The sequence below is a fragment of the Streptomyces albicerus genome (genome assembly GCF_008905045.1).
Lineage (GTDB): Bacteria > Actinomycetota > Actinomycetes > Streptomycetales > Streptomycetaceae > Streptomyces > Streptomyces albicerus.
The window spans coordinates 1-17,036 of record NZ_VWMY01000058.1 but is presented as its reverse complement, the minus strand read 5'-3'; the positions used below and the strand labels follow the sequence as shown (position 1 = coordinate 17,036).

At 70.4% G+C, this 17,036-nt stretch carries 17 protein-coding genes and 3 pseudogenes; 8 read left to right on the top strand and 12 right to left on the bottom strand.

What is annotated here, in order from left to right:
• Window positions 1-98: 98 nt before the first annotated feature.
• Together GAS53_RS40200 and GAS53_RS40195 are read right to left on the bottom strand one after the other, a co-directional pair.
• Complete coding sequence (locus GAS53_RS40200) at window positions 99-578, bottom strand: hypothetical protein (protein ID WP_151482699.1); 480 nt, start codon at window positions 576-578, stop codon at window positions 99-101.
• Window positions 572-1,165 carry a TIGR03086 family metal-binding protein gene (locus GAS53_RS40195; protein ID WP_151482698.1) on the bottom strand — a complete coding sequence of 198 codons (594 nt, stop codon included), beginning with the start codon at window positions 1,163-1,165 and terminating at the stop codon, window positions 572-574. The genes GAS53_RS40200 and GAS53_RS40195 overlap by 7 nt, the downstream gene beginning before the upstream one ends.
• Before the next feature lie 116 nt (window positions 1,166-1,281).
• On the opposite strand from GAS53_RS40195, the gene pdxR reads away from it, so the two are divergent.
• Complete coding sequence (gene pdxR / locus GAS53_RS40190) at window positions 1,282-2,724, top strand: MocR-like pyridoxine biosynthesis transcription factor PdxR (protein ID WP_151482697.1); 1,443 nt, start codon at window positions 1,282-1,284, stop codon at window positions 2,722-2,724.
• Window positions 2,725-2,887: 163 nt separating this feature from the next.
• Here the strand turns inward: pdxR and GAS53_RS40185 are convergent, their stop codons facing one another.
• Together GAS53_RS40185 and GAS53_RS40180 are read right to left on the bottom strand one after the other, a co-directional pair.
• Window positions 2,888-4,201: an SGNH/GDSL hydrolase family protein gene (locus GAS53_RS40185; protein ID WP_192583491.1), complete on the bottom strand. Its 1,314-nt coding sequence runs from the start codon at window positions 4,199-4,201 to the stop codon at window positions 2,888-2,890.
• A 138-nt stretch (window positions 4,202-4,339) separates the two neighbouring features.
• Entirely contained in the window at window positions 4,340-5,755 is a 1,416-nt protein-coding gene (locus GAS53_RS40180) for an extracellular catalytic domain type 1 short-chain-length polyhydroxyalkanoate depolymerase (RefSeq protein ID WP_151482696.1), read from the bottom strand.
• Between the two features lie 310 nt (window positions 5,756-6,065).
• Between GAS53_RS40180 and GAS53_RS40175 the strand changes: the two genes are divergently transcribed.
• On the top strand, window positions 6,066-6,860 hold the full coding sequence (locus tag GAS53_RS40175; protein WP_225859394.1) for a TetR/AcrR family transcriptional regulator: 795 nt from the start codon (window positions 6,066-6,068) through the stop codon (window positions 6,858-6,860).
• Between the two features lie 144 nt (window positions 6,861-7,004).
• Entirely contained in the window at window positions 7,005-7,676 is a 672-nt protein-coding gene (locus tag GAS53_RS40170) for an enoyl-CoA hydratase-related protein (RefSeq protein ID WP_151482695.1), read from the top strand.
• Between the two features lie 49 nt (window positions 7,677-7,725).
• Here GAS53_RS40170 and GAS53_RS40165 read toward each other — a convergent pair whose 3' ends face one another.
• The 5 genes and pseudogenes from GAS53_RS40165 to GAS53_RS40145 form a co-directional block, all read right to left on the bottom strand.
• Window positions 7,726-8,241, bottom strand: a complete 516-nt coding sequence (locus GAS53_RS40165) for a MarR family winged helix-turn-helix transcriptional regulator (RefSeq protein ID WP_151482694.1) — start codon at window positions 8,239-8,241, stop codon at window positions 7,726-7,728.
• A 24-nt stretch (window positions 8,242-8,265) separates the two neighbouring features.
• Entirely contained in the window at window positions 8,266-8,550 is a 285-nt protein-coding gene (locus tag GAS53_RS57020; protein WP_404829398.1) for an ATP-binding protein, read from the bottom strand.
• A 17-nt stretch (window positions 8,551-8,567) separates the two neighbouring features.
• Window positions 8,568-8,981, bottom strand: a complete 414-nt coding sequence (locus GAS53_RS40155; RefSeq protein WP_151482693.1) for a VOC family protein — start codon at window positions 8,979-8,981, stop codon at window positions 8,568-8,570.
• Window positions 8,978-9,562, bottom strand: coding sequence for a dihydrofolate reductase family protein (locus GAS53_RS40150; protein WP_151482692.1), 585 nt, complete (start codon window positions 9,560-9,562; stop codon window positions 8,978-8,980). The genes GAS53_RS40155 and GAS53_RS40150 overlap by 4 nt, the downstream gene beginning before the upstream one ends.
• A 121-nt stretch (window positions 9,563-9,683) precedes the next feature.
• A pseudogene (locus GAS53_RS40145) lies at window positions 9,684-10,007 on the bottom strand (transposase); the annotation flags it as partial.
• Between the two features lie 446 nt (window positions 10,008-10,453).
• Here GAS53_RS40145 and GAS53_RS40140 point away from each other — a divergent pair.
• The 3 genes and pseudogenes from GAS53_RS40140 to GAS53_RS40130 form a co-directional block, all read left to right on the top strand.
• Window positions 10,454-11,530 (top strand): annotated as a pseudogene (locus GAS53_RS40140) (MMPL family transporter); the annotation flags it as partial.
• 255 nt (window positions 11,531-11,785) lie between these two features.
• Window positions 11,786-11,989 (top strand): cold-shock protein, encoded by a 204-nt coding sequence (locus tag GAS53_RS40135; protein WP_151482691.1) that lies wholly within the window; start codon window positions 11,786-11,788, stop codon window positions 11,987-11,989.
• 231 nt (window positions 11,990-12,220) lie between these two features.
• A complete protein-coding gene (locus tag GAS53_RS40130) occupies window positions 12,221-13,666 on the top strand; it encodes an ATP-binding protein (RefSeq protein WP_151482690.1) in 1,446 nt (481 codons plus the stop codon).
• Window positions 13,667-13,711: 45 nt separating this feature from the next.
• Here GAS53_RS40130 and GAS53_RS40125 read toward each other — a convergent pair.
• Window positions 13,712-13,915, bottom strand: a pseudogene (locus tag GAS53_RS40125) (helix-turn-helix domain-containing protein); the annotation flags it as partial.
• 285 nt (window positions 13,916-14,200) lie between these two features.
• Between GAS53_RS40125 and GAS53_RS40120 the strand changes: the two are divergent.
• Entirely contained in the window at window positions 14,201-14,992 is a 792-nt protein-coding gene (locus GAS53_RS40120) for an alpha/beta fold hydrolase (RefSeq protein WP_151482689.1), read from the top strand.
• Window positions 14,993-15,148: 156 nt separating this feature from the next.
• Here the strand turns inward: GAS53_RS40120 and GAS53_RS40115 are convergent, their stop codons facing one another.
• Both GAS53_RS40115 and GAS53_RS57015 read right to left on the bottom strand, forming a co-directional pair.
• A complete protein-coding gene (locus tag GAS53_RS40115; protein ID WP_225859392.1) occupies window positions 15,149-16,375 on the bottom strand; it encodes a DUF6183 family protein in 1,227 nt (408 codons plus the stop codon).
• Between the two features lie 166 nt (window positions 16,376-16,541).
• Window positions 16,542-16,664, bottom strand: coding sequence for an ATP-binding protein (locus GAS53_RS57015; RefSeq protein WP_318723341.1), 123 nt, complete (start codon window positions 16,662-16,664; stop codon window positions 16,542-16,544).
• A gap of 133 nt (window positions 16,665-16,797) precedes the next feature.
• Here GAS53_RS57015 and GAS53_RS40105 point away from each other — a divergent pair.
• The coding region (locus GAS53_RS40105; protein ID WP_151482687.1) for an ATP-binding protein at window positions 16,798-17,036 on the top strand (239 nt) is incomplete at its 3' end.

Genomic DNA, 17,036 nt, shown 5'->3' with positions numbered 1-17,036 from the left:
ACAAGCACCACCGCTGAGCCGCCCAGCACCCGCTCCTGCCTGACCGCCGCGCCGGCGGTCGGCCGGGATCAGCACTACTACGGGCGAACAGCCGTTGTTCAGCCGCCCTGTCGCGGCGCCTCCCGCGCGGCACGGCTGCGATCGTCCGACGTCAGCCATGCCTCCGCGTCCCGCCGGATCCGCGCCGCGTCGAAGCTCTCGTACTCCCGGATCACCGACCTGATCGTGCCTCGCTCGCGGTACTCGTCCATGATCGCGACATGCTCCGGCAGGCGTACGAACTCCGCCAGGGCCCGCCGTCCGGTCCACACCGAGACCGATCCGCAGCGCCGGGCCGAGGGCAGGACCCATAGCCACATGCCGACCGCTCCGTCGAGATGCGGCCAGCGGCGCCGCAGCGCGAAGCCGCGACACGCGATGCCGGGCAAGTCTCGGTATGCGTCGCTGGTGAAGTCGGTGACGCTGACGATCAGCGGGCCGCCCCGGCGACCGCGCATGCCGCTGCCGACGCCATTCGCCGCGGCGCGGTCGCCAAGGAAGTCCCCGGCCGGGCCCTGGCACCAGCGGCTCCTCAGCATGGCCCCGGCATCCAGGAGGGGTCGCGGCCGAGCAGGGCGAGCAACCGGTCGCCCGGCGGGGCGTCGTCGGAAACGGCGATCCGTCGGCGGAACGCGGCACCGGCCCCGCGGCCCTCGTCCGGGACCAGGGCGGCGACGCGCAGCGCGGCGGTGGTGAGTTCGGCGGCGGGCTCCCACGGGGCGCCGATCGTCACCGCGACGTCCCAGGCGTGCGCCACGTAGTCGAGCAGGTGGAAGCCGACCGCTATCCGTCCGGGGACCGCGAAGCCCTCGCCCACCTCCGGCAGCGCGAACCGCCGCTCCAGCACTTCGTCTTCCGCGAACGCCGCGGTGACCTCTCCGGCCGACGCCTCATACGCTCCGGCCGGGTCATCGCCGAGGTCGCCGTCGCGCCAGACGGACCACGGCTCACCCGCGCCGCGAGCCGAGGCGGCGAACCCCTCGTTCTGGCTGACCAGATGGCGAAGCAGGCCGTACAGGGTCCAGTCCGCGCACGGCGTCGCCAACCTCAAGTGGTCGGTCTTCACCCGGGAGACCACCTCCCCGGTCAGCAACAGCGCCTGGCGGTCCAGTCGTCGAATGTCCATGGCCGGAGCGTAAAGTCACACAGTGGTTCAGCTCCAGAGCCAATAAACTGCCAAATGATTGAGCCAATTGCCGGGCCGAAAGCCGACAACAGCCGAGCCGGAAACGGAAAGCCGCGATGGACGTGCACGTCAGGCTTGACGGGCAGCGCGACCTGTCCGGCCAGATCTACCGCCAACTGCGCACCGCGATCCACAACCGGCTGCTACGGCCCGGCGATCCGCTGCCCCCGACCCGGGAGTTGGCCCGCCGCCTGGCGGTGGCCCGCAACACCGTCGGTGTCGCCTACGAACGGCTCGTCGCCGAGGGCTACGCGGACAGCAGGGTCGGTTCCGGGACCTATGTGCGTACGACGGGCCTGCCCACGCGCGGGGCCGTGATTGCCACCGACAGCACCGGCTCGGGACTGCGCCCGCGCGCCCTGTGGGCGGGCTTGTCCCCCTGGGCAGGTCCGGAGACCACGGGGCCGACCACGGCGGCCCACGACTTCCGGGTCGGCCTGCCGGACGCCCGGCTCTTCCCGTACGACGCCTGGCGTCCCCTGATCGCCCGGGAACTGCGCCTTTCGGCGGCCGGGGCGGTCGGGTACGGCGATCCGGCCGGCCACGCCGGGCTGCGGGCCGCACTCGCCCGGCACATCGGACTCTCCCGCGGTGTGCGGACCGGCCCGGACGATGTGCTGGTGACCACCGGCACGCAGCAGGCCCTGGATCTCATCGGGCGGGTGCTGCTCGAACCGGGCGACCGGGTGGCCGTCGAAGAGCCCGGCTACCCACCGGCCCGGCTGGCGTTCCTGGCGCAGGGCGCCGAGGTCACGGCCATACCGGTGGACGCGGAAGGCCTGATGGTAGACGCCATCCCGCCGGACACCCGCGCCGTGTACGTCACCCCCGCCCACCAGTTCCCGCTCGGCATGCCGATGTCCCTGCGGCGCAGAACGGCGCTGCTGCGATGGGCGAGACGGCACGGCGCGGCGGTGATCGAGGACGACTACGACAGCGAATTCCGGTTCGGCGGGCGGCCGGTCGAGACGCTGCAGAGTCTGGACCGGGACGGACACGTCATCTACGTGGGGTCGTTCTCCAAGGTGATGCTGCCCTCCCTGCGCGTCGGCTTCCTGGTGGCGCCCGCCCCGCTGCGCACCGCGCTGCGCACCGCCAAGTACACCGCCGACTGGCACACCGCGGTCCCCACACAGGCGGCGCTCGCCCGCTTCGTCGACGACGGGCTGCTCGCCCGGCACATCCGCCGGATGCAGCACACGTACGCGACCCGGCACCAAGCCATCACCCGCGCGCTCACCGACCACTTCGCGGACCTGTCCGAGCTGGTGCCGTCCGCCGCGGGCCTGCACGTGACCACATTCACCCGAGCCCATCTCGCCGACCCCGACGTCCTCGCAGAGCTGGCGGGCCGCGCCCGGTCATCCGGCGTGGCCGTCTACACCCTGGCGGAGGTCGCCGCAAACCGCTCCGCCCGCCCGGGCTTCGTCTTCGGCTACGGCTCGATCAACGCCCCGGACATCGAGCCGGGCCTGCACCGCATACTCGGCCCGACGTAAGGACTACTGAACGCGAAGGAAGCGCCCGCACACGTCTCCTCATGGAGCGTGTCACTTGTCCGGCCCATGGGCACGGCCTCGGCGCCGACTGCGGCCAACTTCCGTGGCGGCTGGGCCTGTTGACGCAGACCCAGACCAGGCCCAGACCGCCGAGCCGAACTGATCACCCTCCTGCCGGACCGCGGAAGAGCCGAAGCGGGACGGCCGCGGCCAGTGACCGGTAGCCCTCGGGGTTGAGGTGCAGCCAGTCCCCGTCGTGCAGGGCGGGCCGCAGCCGTCGCGGGTCCGCCGGGTCGCGGACGGCACGGTCGAAGTCGATGACGGCGTCGAACCGTCCGCTCGTACGGATCCAGGAGTTGACGGCCTGCCGGGACGCCTCCCGGTGCCCGGCGGGGTCGTCGTACATGGTGTTGCCGCCGAACGGCGTCAGCGTGGCCCCGTACACGCGGATGCCCTGCGCGTGCGCACGGACGACGATCTGCTCGTACGCGGCGATCAGTTCGGCGGTGATGCTCCGCTGGGCGGCCGGGGCGGCCTCGGCGGTGCCGATGTCGTTGACCCCCTCGAAGACGACCAGCCACGAGACCCCGCTGCGGGACAGGATGTCGCGGTCGAGGCGGGCGAGGACGTTGGGGCCGAGGCCGTCGTTGAGGACGCGGTTGCCGCCGGCGGCCTGGTTCAGGACCGCCACGTCGTCAGTCGCGGGCCGGGCGCGCAGCCGGTCCAGGAACTGGTCGGGCCAGCGGTTGTTCTCGTTGGTGGTCGAGCCGCGGCCGTCGGTCAGCGAGTCGCCCAGGACGGCGACCGCCGCCGTGCCGGGACCGGAGAAGACCTCGACGTCGCTGAGCAGATACCAGTGGTTGACGGGGGTCGCCTGCGGAAGGTCCTGGTCCTGTGTGTGGTCGGCCTTCTGGAGGTACGAGGTCGTGCGTGATCCCGGGTGCGAGGTGAGCGCGAGGGACGGCTGGCCCTCGGCGAGGTAGGCGGTCACGGTCAGGTTGGAGCCCGGCCGGACGTCGAAGTCCAGCGGATCCGAGACAAGTTGGGCCCCCGCGGGGACCGTCGCGAACGTGCGTCCGCCGAAGGTGACCCGCCGCAGTGTGCCGGGCTCGATCGCGCTGACGCCGGCCCGCCCGTCGAGCGGGAGGGCCACGGACACGGCGGTGATCGGCAGCGCGGTGTCGCCGAAGGCGTTGGAGAAACGCAGCCGCATGCGCTTCCCGCCGGTCGAGACCCGCACGGTCTGCCGCAGGGTCGTGTCGACCAGGACGGCACTCTCTTCGGTGAACGGCGGGGGCGGCATGTTGGCGGGCTCGGTGAGCTGCGGCATCGCGGTCCAGGTGTTGACCCAGTGCCGGGCGGACGAGACGGCGGGGCCGGTGGTGCCGCCGTCCGTGGATCCGGGGCCCTTGACCAAGGCCACCACCGCGGACGAGGTGACGACGAGGGCCAGGGTGAGGACGATGGTGGTGATCAGGTGGGTGAGCGGGATTCTTCTCGATGACTTCACAGGCACAGACACGGGCACGGCGCCTCCTCCGGAGCGGGTTCGGTTCAGGGCACCCTGGTGGCCGGAGACGCACCTCCGGCCACCAGGAAGGGACGTGACGATCCATCAACTAGTGCCGCAGGGCGTTCCGTTGAGGGAGAAGGCAGCCGGAGCCGCACTGTCGCCCGTGTGATTCGCCTGATACCCGATGCTGACGCTCGCGTTCGCCGCGAGCGTGCCGTTGTACGGGGCGTTGGTGGCGGTCACCGCGCCGCTCGCCGGGGCGTACGTGGCGCCCCAGCCGTTGGTGATGGTCTGCCCGGACGGCAGGGTGAAACCCAGCTTCCAGCCCTCGATGCGGGTGGTGCCGGTGTTGGTGATCGTCACGGAGCCGGTCATGCCCGTACTCCAGGCGTTGGTGGTGACGGTCACCTTGCAGGCACCCGGCTGGGGTTGGGGCGCGGGACCCGAGCTGTCCAGGCCGAAGAAGGTGAGCACACGGGCCGCCATGCCGTAGCTGTAGAGGTTGTGGCCGACGCCCTGGAGGCTGATCGCCTCGACGGGAGCCCGGTCACCGGTGGCTCCGTAACGGGTGCGGGTCCAGCCGGACTGGGGCGAGTCGGTGGCGGCCGGAGTCTGGCTGACACCAAGCACGTTGGTCCACTGCTTGATCTGCTCCCCGAAGTTGGGGTAGCGCAGGACGTCGTCCTCGGTGCCGTGCCACACCTGCATACGCGGCCTGGGGCCGGTGTAACCCGGGTAGGCGGCGCGGACCAGGTCGCCCCATTCCTGCGGGGTGTGGGTCACGGTGCCGCCGGAGCATGCGCTGTTCCACTCGGAACCGTCGGTGGTGGCGAAGCAGCCGAACGGCACGCCGGAGAACGCGGCGCCCGCCGCGAACACGTCGGGATAGTCGCCCAGCAGGACGTTCGTCATCATCGCGCCGGAGGAGATGCCGGTGGCGAAGATCCTGTCGGTGTCGGCGGAGTAGGTGCGGGTGACCCAGTCGACCATCGACTTGATGCCGACCGGGTCGCTGCCGCCGCCGCGGCGCAGCGCCTGGGGCGAGGAGACGTCGAAGCACTTGCTGGCGCGGGTGACCGACGGGTAGACGACGATGAACCCGTAACGGTCGGCCAGCAACGCGTACTCGGTCCCTGAGTGCATCGCGGGCCCGGATCCCGTGCAGTAGTGGACGGCCACCACGACCGCGGGGTGCGCGGTGACGCTGTCCGGTACGTAGAGGTACATCTGCAGGTTGCTGGGGTTGCTGCCGAAGTTGGTGACCTCGGTGAGCGCCGCGGCGGGAGCGACCGCGGCGGGTGAGGCTCCGGGCGCGGCTTCCGCCGCCGTGCGGGGTGGGGCTCCGGGCGCGGGTGTCTCCGCGCGAGCCGATGCCCCGGGCGTGATTGCCTCCGTGCCGGCTGAGGCCCCGGGCGCGGTCAGGAGCGTCGTCGCGAGTAGCGACACCAGGGCTCCGAAGAGCACCGCGAGCACCGAACGCGACGGTCTCCTCGCGGAGTTGCTGCCAGTGGCGGACATGTCTGTCCCTTCCGATCACGACTCGTGGGGATGGCGCGATGGAGCGACACCATGCGACGGGGCCGGTCGCATGGCATGGTCATGACTGTCGTGGAAGCGCTCCCACAGGGTGGAGACCGAAACCGGCCACTGCGCGCGGATCGTCTCGGCCTCGGCCGCGGTCGCGGTCGCGGTCGCGCGAATCCGTTGCATGTTCTATGCCAGATGACATAAGTTACCGACAGGTAGCCTCATGGCCTCATGGTCAAGGCGCCGCGCGCCCTGCCCGTCCACACCAGGAAGAGGCACCCGGCATGTTGGTGAGGGACGAGTGAGCCCCCGCAAGAGCGACAGCCGCGACCGCATGATTCTCAGCGCCGTCGCACTGCTGCGTGAGTACGGCGCCGGCGCCACGAGCATCGACCGCGTACTCGCGCACAGCGGCGCTCCGCGCGGCTCGGTCTACCACCACTTCCCCGGCGGGCGGGCGCAGTTGATCGACGAGGCGGTGGAGCTGGCCGGTGACTTCATCGCCGGGCTGATCGAGACCGCCACCGAGGCCGACGACCCCTTGGCGGCGGTCGACGCCTTCTTCGCGCTGTGGCGTGGCCGGCTCGTCGAGAGTGACTTCCGGTCTGGCTGCCCGATCGTGGCGGTTGCCGTGGAGACCAACGACGACGCCCCGCAGCTGGCCCGCTCCGCGGCCGCGGTCTTCGCCCGCTGGCGGGAGGCCCTCGCCGCCCTGTTCGTCAGACACGGCCTGCCCGACGAACGCGGAAAGCGGCTGGCTTCCTTCATCATCGCGGCGGTCGAGGGCGCGGTGATCATGTGCCGGGCCGAGCGGAGCATCGCTCCCCTGGACGCGACGGCCGACGAAGTCCATGACGTACTGGTGCGCGCCCTGCGGGACAGGCCCGGGCGTGCTGACGGCTTCGGTGCCGGGCACGGTCGCGATTCTGGTCCCGGGCACGGTCGCGGTTCTCGTCCCGGGCACGGTCGCGGTTCTGGTCCGGCTGCCGGTCAGGACCTCGACGGGGGTGCGGGTCACGGCCTCGACGGGGGTGCGGGTCACGGCCTCGACAGGGCTGCAGACCTCGGCCCCGACCCCGAGCCTGGACCGACCTGATCGCCCAACTCGACCCCGGACCGGCCCAATCCCGCGCAAGCCCACCCCGGATCAGCCGACCGACCAGCCCACCTCCCCCCCCAACCCACCTCCCCCCAGCCCACTTTCACCCAGTCCACTTCCGCCCAGCCCCAGGGAGTCACCATGCCGACACTCGACCGCCAGGACGATGTCTTCGTTCTCGATCTCGGGGACTCCGAGAACCGCTTCCACCCCGACTGGATCGCCGCCGTCAACGCCGCGCTTGACGAGGTGGAGAAGGCGGAGGGGCCACGCGCCCTGGTGACCGCCGCGACCGGCAAGTTCTACTCCAACGGCCTCGACCTGGACTGGCTGTTCGCCCACGCCGACCGGTACCAGGACTACGTCATATCCGTACACGAGTTGCTCGCGCGGATGCTGTCCCTGCCCGTGGTCACCGTGGCCGCGCTGCAGGGGCACACGTTCGCGGCCGGGGCGATGTTCTCGCTGGCCCACGACTTCCGTGTGATGCGCGCCGACCGCGGTTACTGGTGCCTTCCCGAGGCCGACATCAACATCCCCTTCACGCCGGGCATGTCCGCGCTGATCCAGTCCCGGCTGACCCCGCAGACCGCGCACGAGGCCATGACCACGGCCCGCCGCTTCGGAGGCAACGACGCCCTCGCCGCCGCCCTCGTCGACCGCGCCGTGGACGAGGACTCCGTGCGCCCGACCGCGATGGAGCTCGCCCGGCCCCTGGCGAGCAAGGCCGGCCCCACCCTCGGCACCATCAAGGCCCGTATGTACGCGCCCGCCCTGGACGCCTTGCGGGACAAGGACATCCCCCTCGGCTGAGCCGCACAGAACCGCGTCGGCCCGTCGACGAGGAGCGGTTGTCCTCGGCTCAGTTCCCCTCGGAACGGTCGAGCTCGGCGTAGTCCTTCTCGGCATGTACGACGAAGTCGTCGACCATCCGGTGGCACAGCGCGGCGAGTTGCCGCAGTTCCTCCGGCGACCAGTCCGCCAGCGCCACCTGCATGCCGCGGCAACTCGCCACGCGTATCCGCTCGATCGCGTCCTCGCCCGCCGGGGTGAGCTGGATGCGCTGGGCGCGGCGGTCGGCCGGGTCCGGGACGCGGGTCACGAAGCCGCCCTTCTCCAGGTGCTGTACCTGCCGGGTGATGTGCGACGCCTCGACTCCCAGCAGCCGCCCCAGCTCGCCGGGGCGCATGGGTTCGGAGTCGGCGATCTGCCGCAGCAGCGCGACGGCGGCACGGTCCAGCGGCAGTCCGACCAGAGTCATGAGGCGCTCGTGCTGTCGGACTCGGCTGGCCAGATAGGCGAAATGCGTGAGAGCGCGCTCGATCTCGGTCATGTCCGCGGAGACGGGAGCTGCTGTGGCTGGCGGTGGTGTGGGCATGTGCACACCCTAGCATCTACTTGCCTAACTCAAGTAAATTGGTTTCCCTGTTCGGTGTGCCCGAGGTGCCGGGTCGGCCGGTGGCTCGCACGGCGTCCCCGGGTCGGTGGGGTGCGGGAGCAGTACCTGGAAGGTGGCGCCGTGGCCCGTCGTGGAGTGGATCTCGACGCGTCCGGCGTGGGCGGTGACCAGGGAGTCCACGATGGCCAGGCCGAGTCCGGCGCCGCCGGTGGCGCGGGTGCGGGAGCTGGTGGATGGGGTGGGGATGCCGCGCTGCGCCGCGCCCGCCCCGAAGCGAAGCTTCTTCACTCCGCTCACCGGACCGCTCAGGAGAAGTCCGCGGCGGTGATGCCGTCGGGGTGTCCAGACGGCCACTCCACCAACTCGATCCGGTAGCCATCCGGGTCGGTGAGCCACGACGTCTTCGGGCCGCGAGGGCCGCCCGGGTACTGGACAGCTCCCGGCTCCAGGCCGGCGTCGGTCAGCCGCTCCAGGGTGGCGGCCAGTCCGTCCACTTGGATCGCGAGGTGGTCGAAACCGCTGCCCACGTCGACGCGTCCGTCGACGGGACGGTGGACCAGTTCGAGCGAGGCCGCCGGTTCGCCGGGGAACTGGAGGATCACGAGGTGACTCCCCTCGCCGCCGTCGACCCTGCCCAGCTCGACGTAGCCCAAGGCGGTGTAGAAATCGAGTGAGCGGCCCAGGTCGGTGACGCGGTAGGCGACGAAGAGCGTCTTCATGCGGTTTCCTCGGGTCGGCGTACCCGGTAGCGGAGGTGCGTGACGTCTCGGTCCTCGAGCCGTCGGACGAGGTCGAGTTCGATGTGATCACCACCGAGGTGGTCGAAGAGTCGTCGGCCGCCCCCGAGGAGGACCTGAACCAGGTGGATCTCCATCTCGTCGATGTGCCCGGCCCGGAGGAGCGCTTGGGCCGCGCCCGCCCCATGGACCATGACCGGCCGGTCCCCGGCGGCCGCGCGAGCCTGACGGGCGCAGTCCTCGACGTCGGTGACGAATCGCGCGTGGCCGGGTGGCACGTCCCCGTCATCCACATGGTGGGTGAGGACGAAGATCGGCACACCGTCGTGATGGTCGCCCTGCCAGCGTCCGGCGAGTTCGAAGGTCCGACGGCCGGAGATCACCGCGCCGGTCGCCAGCGCCTCGCGATAAACCTGTCCGCTCGGACCGTCGGACTCCCGGTCGTCGAGCCAGTTGAAGAGCCGTCCACCGTCGCGTCCGAGCTCCTGCCCTGGCCGATCGTCCGGGCCGGCGATATAGCCGTCGAGCGACATCGACATGTACAGCCGAATCGGATTGCTCATCGTGGCCTCCATCTCTCCTCCATGGCATGGGGATGCTCCGCTTCTCGCCCCACAGGGGCGGGAATGTCACAGTGGAAGACTTCAGACAGCAGGCAAACTCATCGACCTGACGAGGCGTAAATCAAGAGCAGTCGATCAGTTGCGGTGATTCAGGCCGCGTGAGCCTCGGGGCGTTCGACGAGCCGACCGCGTTCGAAGCTCCGGCCCGCACGAGGGCGACCAGGTGCGGCGCGTTCACGGCCCGCCAGCGGGTCTGGGCGGACTCGACCAGCTTGAACACCATGGCCAAGGCTGCCGCGCGGGAGCCGGCGCCCTTGGTGACCTTGATTCGCAGCCGGACGGTGCCGAAGGTCGACTCGATGGGATTGGTGGTCCGCAGAGGGATCCAGTGCTCGGCCGGGAAATCGTAAAAGGCCAGCAGTTCGGCCTCGTCATCGGTGATCTTGAGCGCCGAACCGGCCACGGCCAGGAAGACGAGCAGGGCGGGCGCCGCCGCGCCGAGTGCACGGACGCCCAGGTCACCGACGTCGAACCGCCGTTGCCGCAGCGGCCGGGAGAACACCTGCCAGAGCACGAGAGCCCCGACCAGCGTCACACCGAGCGGCACAGCGCGGCCGCGGCCCCTTCCAGGACGTGCCGCAACGGGCCGACAGGGGCTTTCGGCCGAGGGCCGCCGGGTGGTGTCACGGGCGGACGCCGGTCACCCAGCAACCCCACGTGTGCTTCCAGCCGCCCCGCATGTGCTTCAGGACGAGGGCGATTAGTACCCCGGTACTACGCGGCCGGGTTGTTTTCGCTTCCGCGGTGCCTGGGGTCGCCGGAGATCGCTTCCTAGCCTGAGGCAATGGGTCGCGCAGGGCCCATTTTTCGTCCCGATGCTTTCTCTGCTGGGAGATCGCCCTGCCCGACGACGGCATGGCCAGTCCCGGCAGCAGCGAGCGCATCGCCTACGACACCATCACCCAGGGTTTCGGCGACGGCTACAACGGCCCGCTGACCGTGGTCGTCGACGCCCGTGACAGCGAGGCTCCGAAGGCCGCCGCCGAGGACGCGGTCACGCAGCTCGGCAAGATGCCCGACGTCGCCACGGTGCGTCCGGCGGTGTTCAACGGGTCCGGAGACGTGGCCCTGATCAGCGCCGTCCCGAAGAGCTCCCCCAGCAGCCAGGACACCGTCGACCTGGTCTCCGCCATCCGCGACCGCGGCGCGGCCCTGCACGACGACACCGGCGCCGAGTTAATGGTCACCGGCACCACCGCGGTCAACATCGACGTCTCCGCCAAGCTCGGCGACGCCCTCATCCCCTACCTGGCGGTGGTCGTCGGCCTGGCCCTGGTCCTCCTGCTGCTGGTCTTCCGATCGATCCTGGTCCCACTCAAGGCCGCCCTCGGCTTCCTGCTCAGCGTCGTCGCCACGCTCGGTGTCGTCGTCGCGGTCTTCCAGTGGGGCTGGCTCGCGGACGTCTTCGGCGTCTCCCAGACCGCACCGATCATGAGCGTCCTGCCGATCTTCATGATCGGTGTCGTGTTCGGGCTCGCCATGGACTCCGAGGTCTTCCTGGTGACCCGGATGCGGGAGGAGTACGTACACGGTGCCGAGCCGACCGAGGCGGTGGTCTCCGGCTTCCGGCACGGGGCCCGAGTGGTCACGGCGGCCGCGGTCATCATGATCTCGGTGTTCGCCGGGTTCCTGCTCGACGACGTGGCACTGATCAAGTCGATCGGTCTGGGCCTCGCCTCCGCCGTCCTGTTCGACGCGTTCGTCGTCCGCATGACCCTCGTGCCGGCGGTCATGGCCCTGCTCGGCCGCCGGGCCTGGGCGCTGCCCGCGTGGCTGGACCGGATCATGCCCAACGTGGACGTCGAGGGCGAGAAGCTGCGGCATCTGCTGGCGGAGACCGCGGACGCCGACGAGGCCGGCGGCGGGCCGCATGAGCCCGTGTCGGTCTCGGCCGCCGGGAAGGGCTGAGCGGACGGACGTACGATCCGGATCGGAAAGGGATCGGAAATGGGATCGGCCGGGCGGGAATGATTCCGGCAGCGGCCAGGTTGTACGAGACGGTCGCAGTTTTACTTGTGTGTTTGTGTCAGTCGCATGCTCGCAGAGAACGATGTTGCGGGCGCGAAGCTTGCCTTCCAGATTGTGCTGGAGCAGCCGCGTCGTTAACCGGCCGGGGTCTCGCACGGTGCGAGTCCCTCACCCAGCCCCTGTAAGGGAGCAGCAATGACTCAGGGAACCGTGAAGTGGTTCAACGCCGAGAAGGGCTTCGGCTTCATCGCCCAGGCCGACGGCGGACCGGACGTCTTCGTGCACTACTCGGAGATCGACAGCTCGGGCTTCCGTAGCCTCGAGGAGAACCAGCACGTTGAGTTCGAGGTCGTCCAGGGCCCCAAGGGCCCGCAGGCCTCGCGCGTCCGCCCGCTGTGACGACGCGGCGGGCCTGACCTGCCGTAGTTGAACGTATGAGGAGGGCCGGCACCAGTAGGTGCCGGCCCTCCTTGCGTCGCGCATGCTCGTCACATGTAGCGTTCGGTCCGCTACTCGCATTCTCCATACTATGGTTCACTTGAGTATGACCAGCACGAGTCAGACGGGCACCCGCACAAGCCAGACAGGGACCGGCACGAGCCAGACAATCCCGCGCGGCGGGGTGGGCCGATGCCAGGCTTCGTAGGCCGCAGTTCAGAGCTGGCCGCCCTGGACCGCCACCTCTCATGGGTTCGCGACGGCCGGGGCGACCAGCGCGGCAGGGCTCTGCTGCTCCGCGGCCGGCGCCGGGTCGGGAAGTCGCGCCTGGTGGACCTGTTCTGCGAGCGCGCCCAGGTGCCGTACGTAGTCCACCAAGGCACCCGGGGCGAGGACCCCCAACGGGAGCGGGCCCGCTTCCTGGCCGAGGTCCGGCACTCGACACTCCCCGATACCGCCCTCCTCACAGGCGTCACCACCGTGACCGACTGGGACACCGCCCTTCGCCAACTCGCCGCGGTACTCCCCGACGACGCCCCCAGCGTCGTCGTCCTGGACGAGCTGCCCTGGATGATCGAAGGCGACCCGGTCCTGGAGGGCACTCTGCAGACGGTGTGGGACCGAGTGCTGAGCCGGAAACCCGTGCTGCTCATCCTCATCGGCAGCGACCTGGCGATGATGGAACAGCTTTCCGCCTATGGCCGCCCCTTCCACCAGCGAGGGGTCGAGATGGTCCTGGCGCCCCTCTCCCCCGCCGAGGTCATGGCGATGACCGGACTCCCGGCCGCGGAGGCCTTCGACGCCCACCTGATCACCGGCGGCCTGCCGCTCGTCTGCCAGGAGTGGCGGGAGGGCGAGAGCCGCACCGACTTCCTCGCCCGCGCCCTCGACGACCCCACCTCTCCGCTCCTCGTCTCCGGCGAGCGGATCCTGGCCGCCGAGTTCCCCACGGCCCTCCAGGCCAGGCACGTGCTGTCCGTGATCGGCAGCGGTGAACGCACCTTCGGGACGATCGCCGCGAAAGCCGGCGCCGCCGACCGCCCCCTCCCGCCGGGCTCACTCAACCCGGCCCTGCGCACCCTCGCGGACAAGCGACTCGTCGCCGTCGACACTCCGCTCTCGACCCGCCCGGGCGACCGCGACCGCCGCTATCGCGTCGCCGATCCCTACCTCCGCTTCTGGCTGGCCTTCCTGGAGAAGGGGATCGCCGACATCGAGCGCGGACGCGGGCGCCTGGTGGCCGAGACGGTCGAACGCGGCTGGACCTCGTGGCGCGGACGAGCGATCGAACCCGTCGTACGGGAGTCCCTGGCCCGCCTACTCCCCGACGAGACGTGGCCACAGGTGAGAGAAGTGGGCGGCTGGTGGCCCCGTACGAACAATCCCGAGGTGGACCTGGTCGGTGCGGACCGCTCACCCGCCCGCGAGATCGCCTTCGTCGGCTCGATCAAGTGGCACGAACACGCCTCCTTCGACCGTCGCGCCCTGACCACGCTGGCCCGGGACGCCCTCGCCGTCCCCGGTGCCGACGAGGACACTCCGCTCATCGCGGTGTCCCGCTCCGGGTTCACGGTGGACGGGCTGGCGGGGACGTATGGGCCCACGCAACTGATGGAGGCGTGGGGCTCCGCCGCGTGAGCATGTGTCGACAGCTCAGGTGACGCACTCTCAACAGCGTGTACGGAAGTTGTGGATCACATCCCGGACCCGGTCCGCGCTGGTGAACGTCACCTCGGAGATCTTCCCCACGGGCATGCCCTGCGCGGACAGCAACACCATCCGCGCCCGCCGCCAGGTCACCACCGACCCGGTGCCCCTGCGGATGATCCGCAGCAGCCGCCTGCCCCCATCATCATCGGTCTCACGAACCCGCACTCGCCCTGCCACCAGCACAGATTGGCGGCAAGACGGCGGTCGCCGCGACGACGCGCGCCGCGGAGTGGAATCCAAAAGTTGGCGCCACGTCACCGCACCACAGGTTTGCTGATGCGGCAGTAGGTCTTGCGCCCGCTCGGAGCCGCAACGCGGCGGCCCCCGTTCAGCCGCTCGACACGCCCACCCGCAGGCGACACCGCGCGCCGCGTCCGATGCGCACGGGTGGCCGGACCGGAAGTATCCGAGCGCAAGGCGGGAAGACCCACGCCGAGTGAAGGCCGAGTGAAGGAGGAGGCCATGCCGTCGGTCGCCGTCAACGGGACGGACATCTACTACGACCTGCGCGGCACCGGCCCGTCGGTGCTGTTCATCGCCGGTGCGGGCGGCGATGCCGGCAACTTCGACCGGGTCGCGGGCTTGCTCGCCGACGAGTTCACCGTGCTCAGCTACGACCGACGGGGCAACTCGCGCAGTCCGCGTCCCGCCGGGTGGCAAACGACCTCGGTGGCCGAGCAGGCGGACGACGCGGCCGCCCTGCTCACCGCGCTCGGGCTCGCTCCCGCTGCCGTGTACGGCAACAGCTACGGGGCCATCTTCGCCCTGGACTTGCTCGTCAGCCACCCCGCCGTCGTCCGCAGCGCGGTACTGCACGAACCCCCACTGCTGTCCGTGGTGAAGAACGCGGGCGAGGTCCAGGCCGCCGTGGGGGCGGTCGTCGAAGCAGGCATGGCCGCCGGAGGTCCCGAGGCGGCCGTCGAACGCTTCATGCGGTGGGCCGCCGGCGACGTCAACTGGGAGCAGCTGGAGCCGGGGCTACGCCAGCGGATGCTCGCGAACGGCGAGACGCTCTTCGGCGTCGAGATGGGGAAGTTCGAGCCGTACCGCCCAGACGACGCGGCGCTCGCCGGCATCACCGCACCCACCCGAGCCCTGATCAGCCAGGACTCCCCGGATTTCTTCCACGAGGTCGCCACCTGGCTCGCCGCCCACCTCGGGACTGAGCTGCTGCGGACCCCGGGCACGCACACACCGCAGTTCGATCACCCTGAGGAACTCGTTCGCACTATCAAGCCGTTCCTGGCCGCCTGAGCTCCTGCGCAACGGTCCGGGACAAGTGCGACGGGAGGGCACGAGGGACGTTCAGACGTGATCATTGTGGCCGCCCAGCCCTGCTACGGCAGCAACCGAACGGCACGTCACAGGGCGAACGTTGACCGTTAACCGGCTGAGGTGTCTGCTGCGGCTCTAGAAATCGGCGTCGGCATCCGTATCGGTCGCCGCCAGCACCGCGACCCGCGTACGGCCGGGATCGAGTACGGCGAAAGCCACGTCCGCCGTGTCGTGGTGGAACCAGTCCGTGAACGCCATGAAGCGCAGCCACCGGTGGTCGGCGGCCCACCGCACTGCCTCCTGGAATGGGGTGCCGTCGGGCAGCCCCATCAGCGCGTACAGACTGTTCCAGGCGTGCAGTCGGGCGTACGCGCCACCCTGGCCCTGCCCGTTCACGCCGCCGTTGTGTGCGGCTGCGAACAGTTCGTTGAGCGCGTCGTCGGACGTGGTGTGGCAGGTGACGGAACCGCCCCGGCGCGTGCCCTCGCCCTCCAGGCACTCCAGGGGCAGTTCCTTGATGAACGAGATGTTGAAGTCGTCCGGAGCGAGCGGGCTCGGCAGCGTGAAGAAACGCGCCTCGGGCTCACGGGACCAGCCGCTGACGGTGAAGGGCTCGGCGGCCGTCCCCGCGCGCCTGGCATCGGGCCTCTCAACGGCCGTACGCCCGGCGGCCGCACCACCGTCGTTGGGAGGAATCTCCGGGAACCGCGACCGTAGCTGGTCCGGGGTTTTCACCGACCCCAGGCCCCGGACCCGGACCCCGAACCGGTGCTCGATGTCCAGGCGTGTCCTGGGCAGCCGGGCCAACGGGTGCCCCAACTCGCGCAGTCTCTCCGCGTAGGCGTCCAGGGCGGGCCGACCGCGCCCCGCGCCGATCAGGGCGAACTCCCCGAGGATGCAGGCCCGTACCTCCACCGCGGGGTTCTCAAGCACGTCCGGCAGCTCCCCGAACAGAGCTTCCAGATCACGCGGTTGCTGGGTCTTGACCAGCTGCGCGGCCACCGAGCGCCGCAGCCGGTCGCCTTGGTCACCTCCCTCCCGCCGCTCGGACCCGAACGGCAGCAGCCGCCCCACGATGTCCACGGCGAACCTCGCGCACTCTCGGGAGCGCGTGTCGGCGAGCGCCTCGGCGATCCGTCCGACGGCCCGCGCCGCGAAGGGTTCAGAGGGTCCCTCGGGTCCCTCGTGTCCCTCATGTCCCTCGGGTCCTTCAGCCGACGCCCGGCGGCACAACTGCTCCGCCGCTTCGTACAGCTCCGCCGGGCGTGACTCGGCCAGCTGCTTCAGCTCCGCCGGGCCGAATCGCTCCCACAGGGGCGGGCCGGAAGCACCGTCGCCGGGCGTCACATCGTTGTCGTTCACGCCCGAAGCCTACGAGCAGGGATCGAGTAACTTTGCTGAGGCATACACGTCTTGAGCGAAGCCCACGAGCACGAGCCGGCCAGAACACCCACCTGCACCGGCTTCTGCTACGGCGACCCTGTCGGCATCAACGGCAGCGGCCGGGAAACCAGCGTCGTCGAAGTCGTCATCCGCGAGGCAACATCCAGCCGACGACCGCGGCCCGGTGCAGGAGCCGGTCGAGCATGGCGGCGACGGTGGCATCCCCGAAGGCGCCGGCCCAGTCGGCGATGCCGACATTCGTAGTCAAGATCGTGGCTGTGAGTGCGCACTGTCCTCGTACGGCCCTGCGGTGGATCCCTCTTGCCTCGGTCGATCCGCGGGCGCCGTGATCAGGAGACGTATTACCATACCGGTCGAAGTGTCCGGACAGGGGAGCTGCCATGGCGAGGAGCGGTTCGGGGGCCGGACTCCTCGGGAGGCAGGGCGAGTGCCAGGTTCTCGACGAGCTGTTGGCAGGGGCCAGGGCTGGGCGTAGTGGGGTCCTGGTCCTGCGTGGTGAGGCAGGGATCGGGAAGACCGAGTTGTTGAGATACCTCCTCGAGCGTGCCGTTGGTTGCCGCACCGTCAGGGTGGCCGGCGTCCAGTCCGAGATGGAGCTCTCCTACGCCGGCCTGCACCA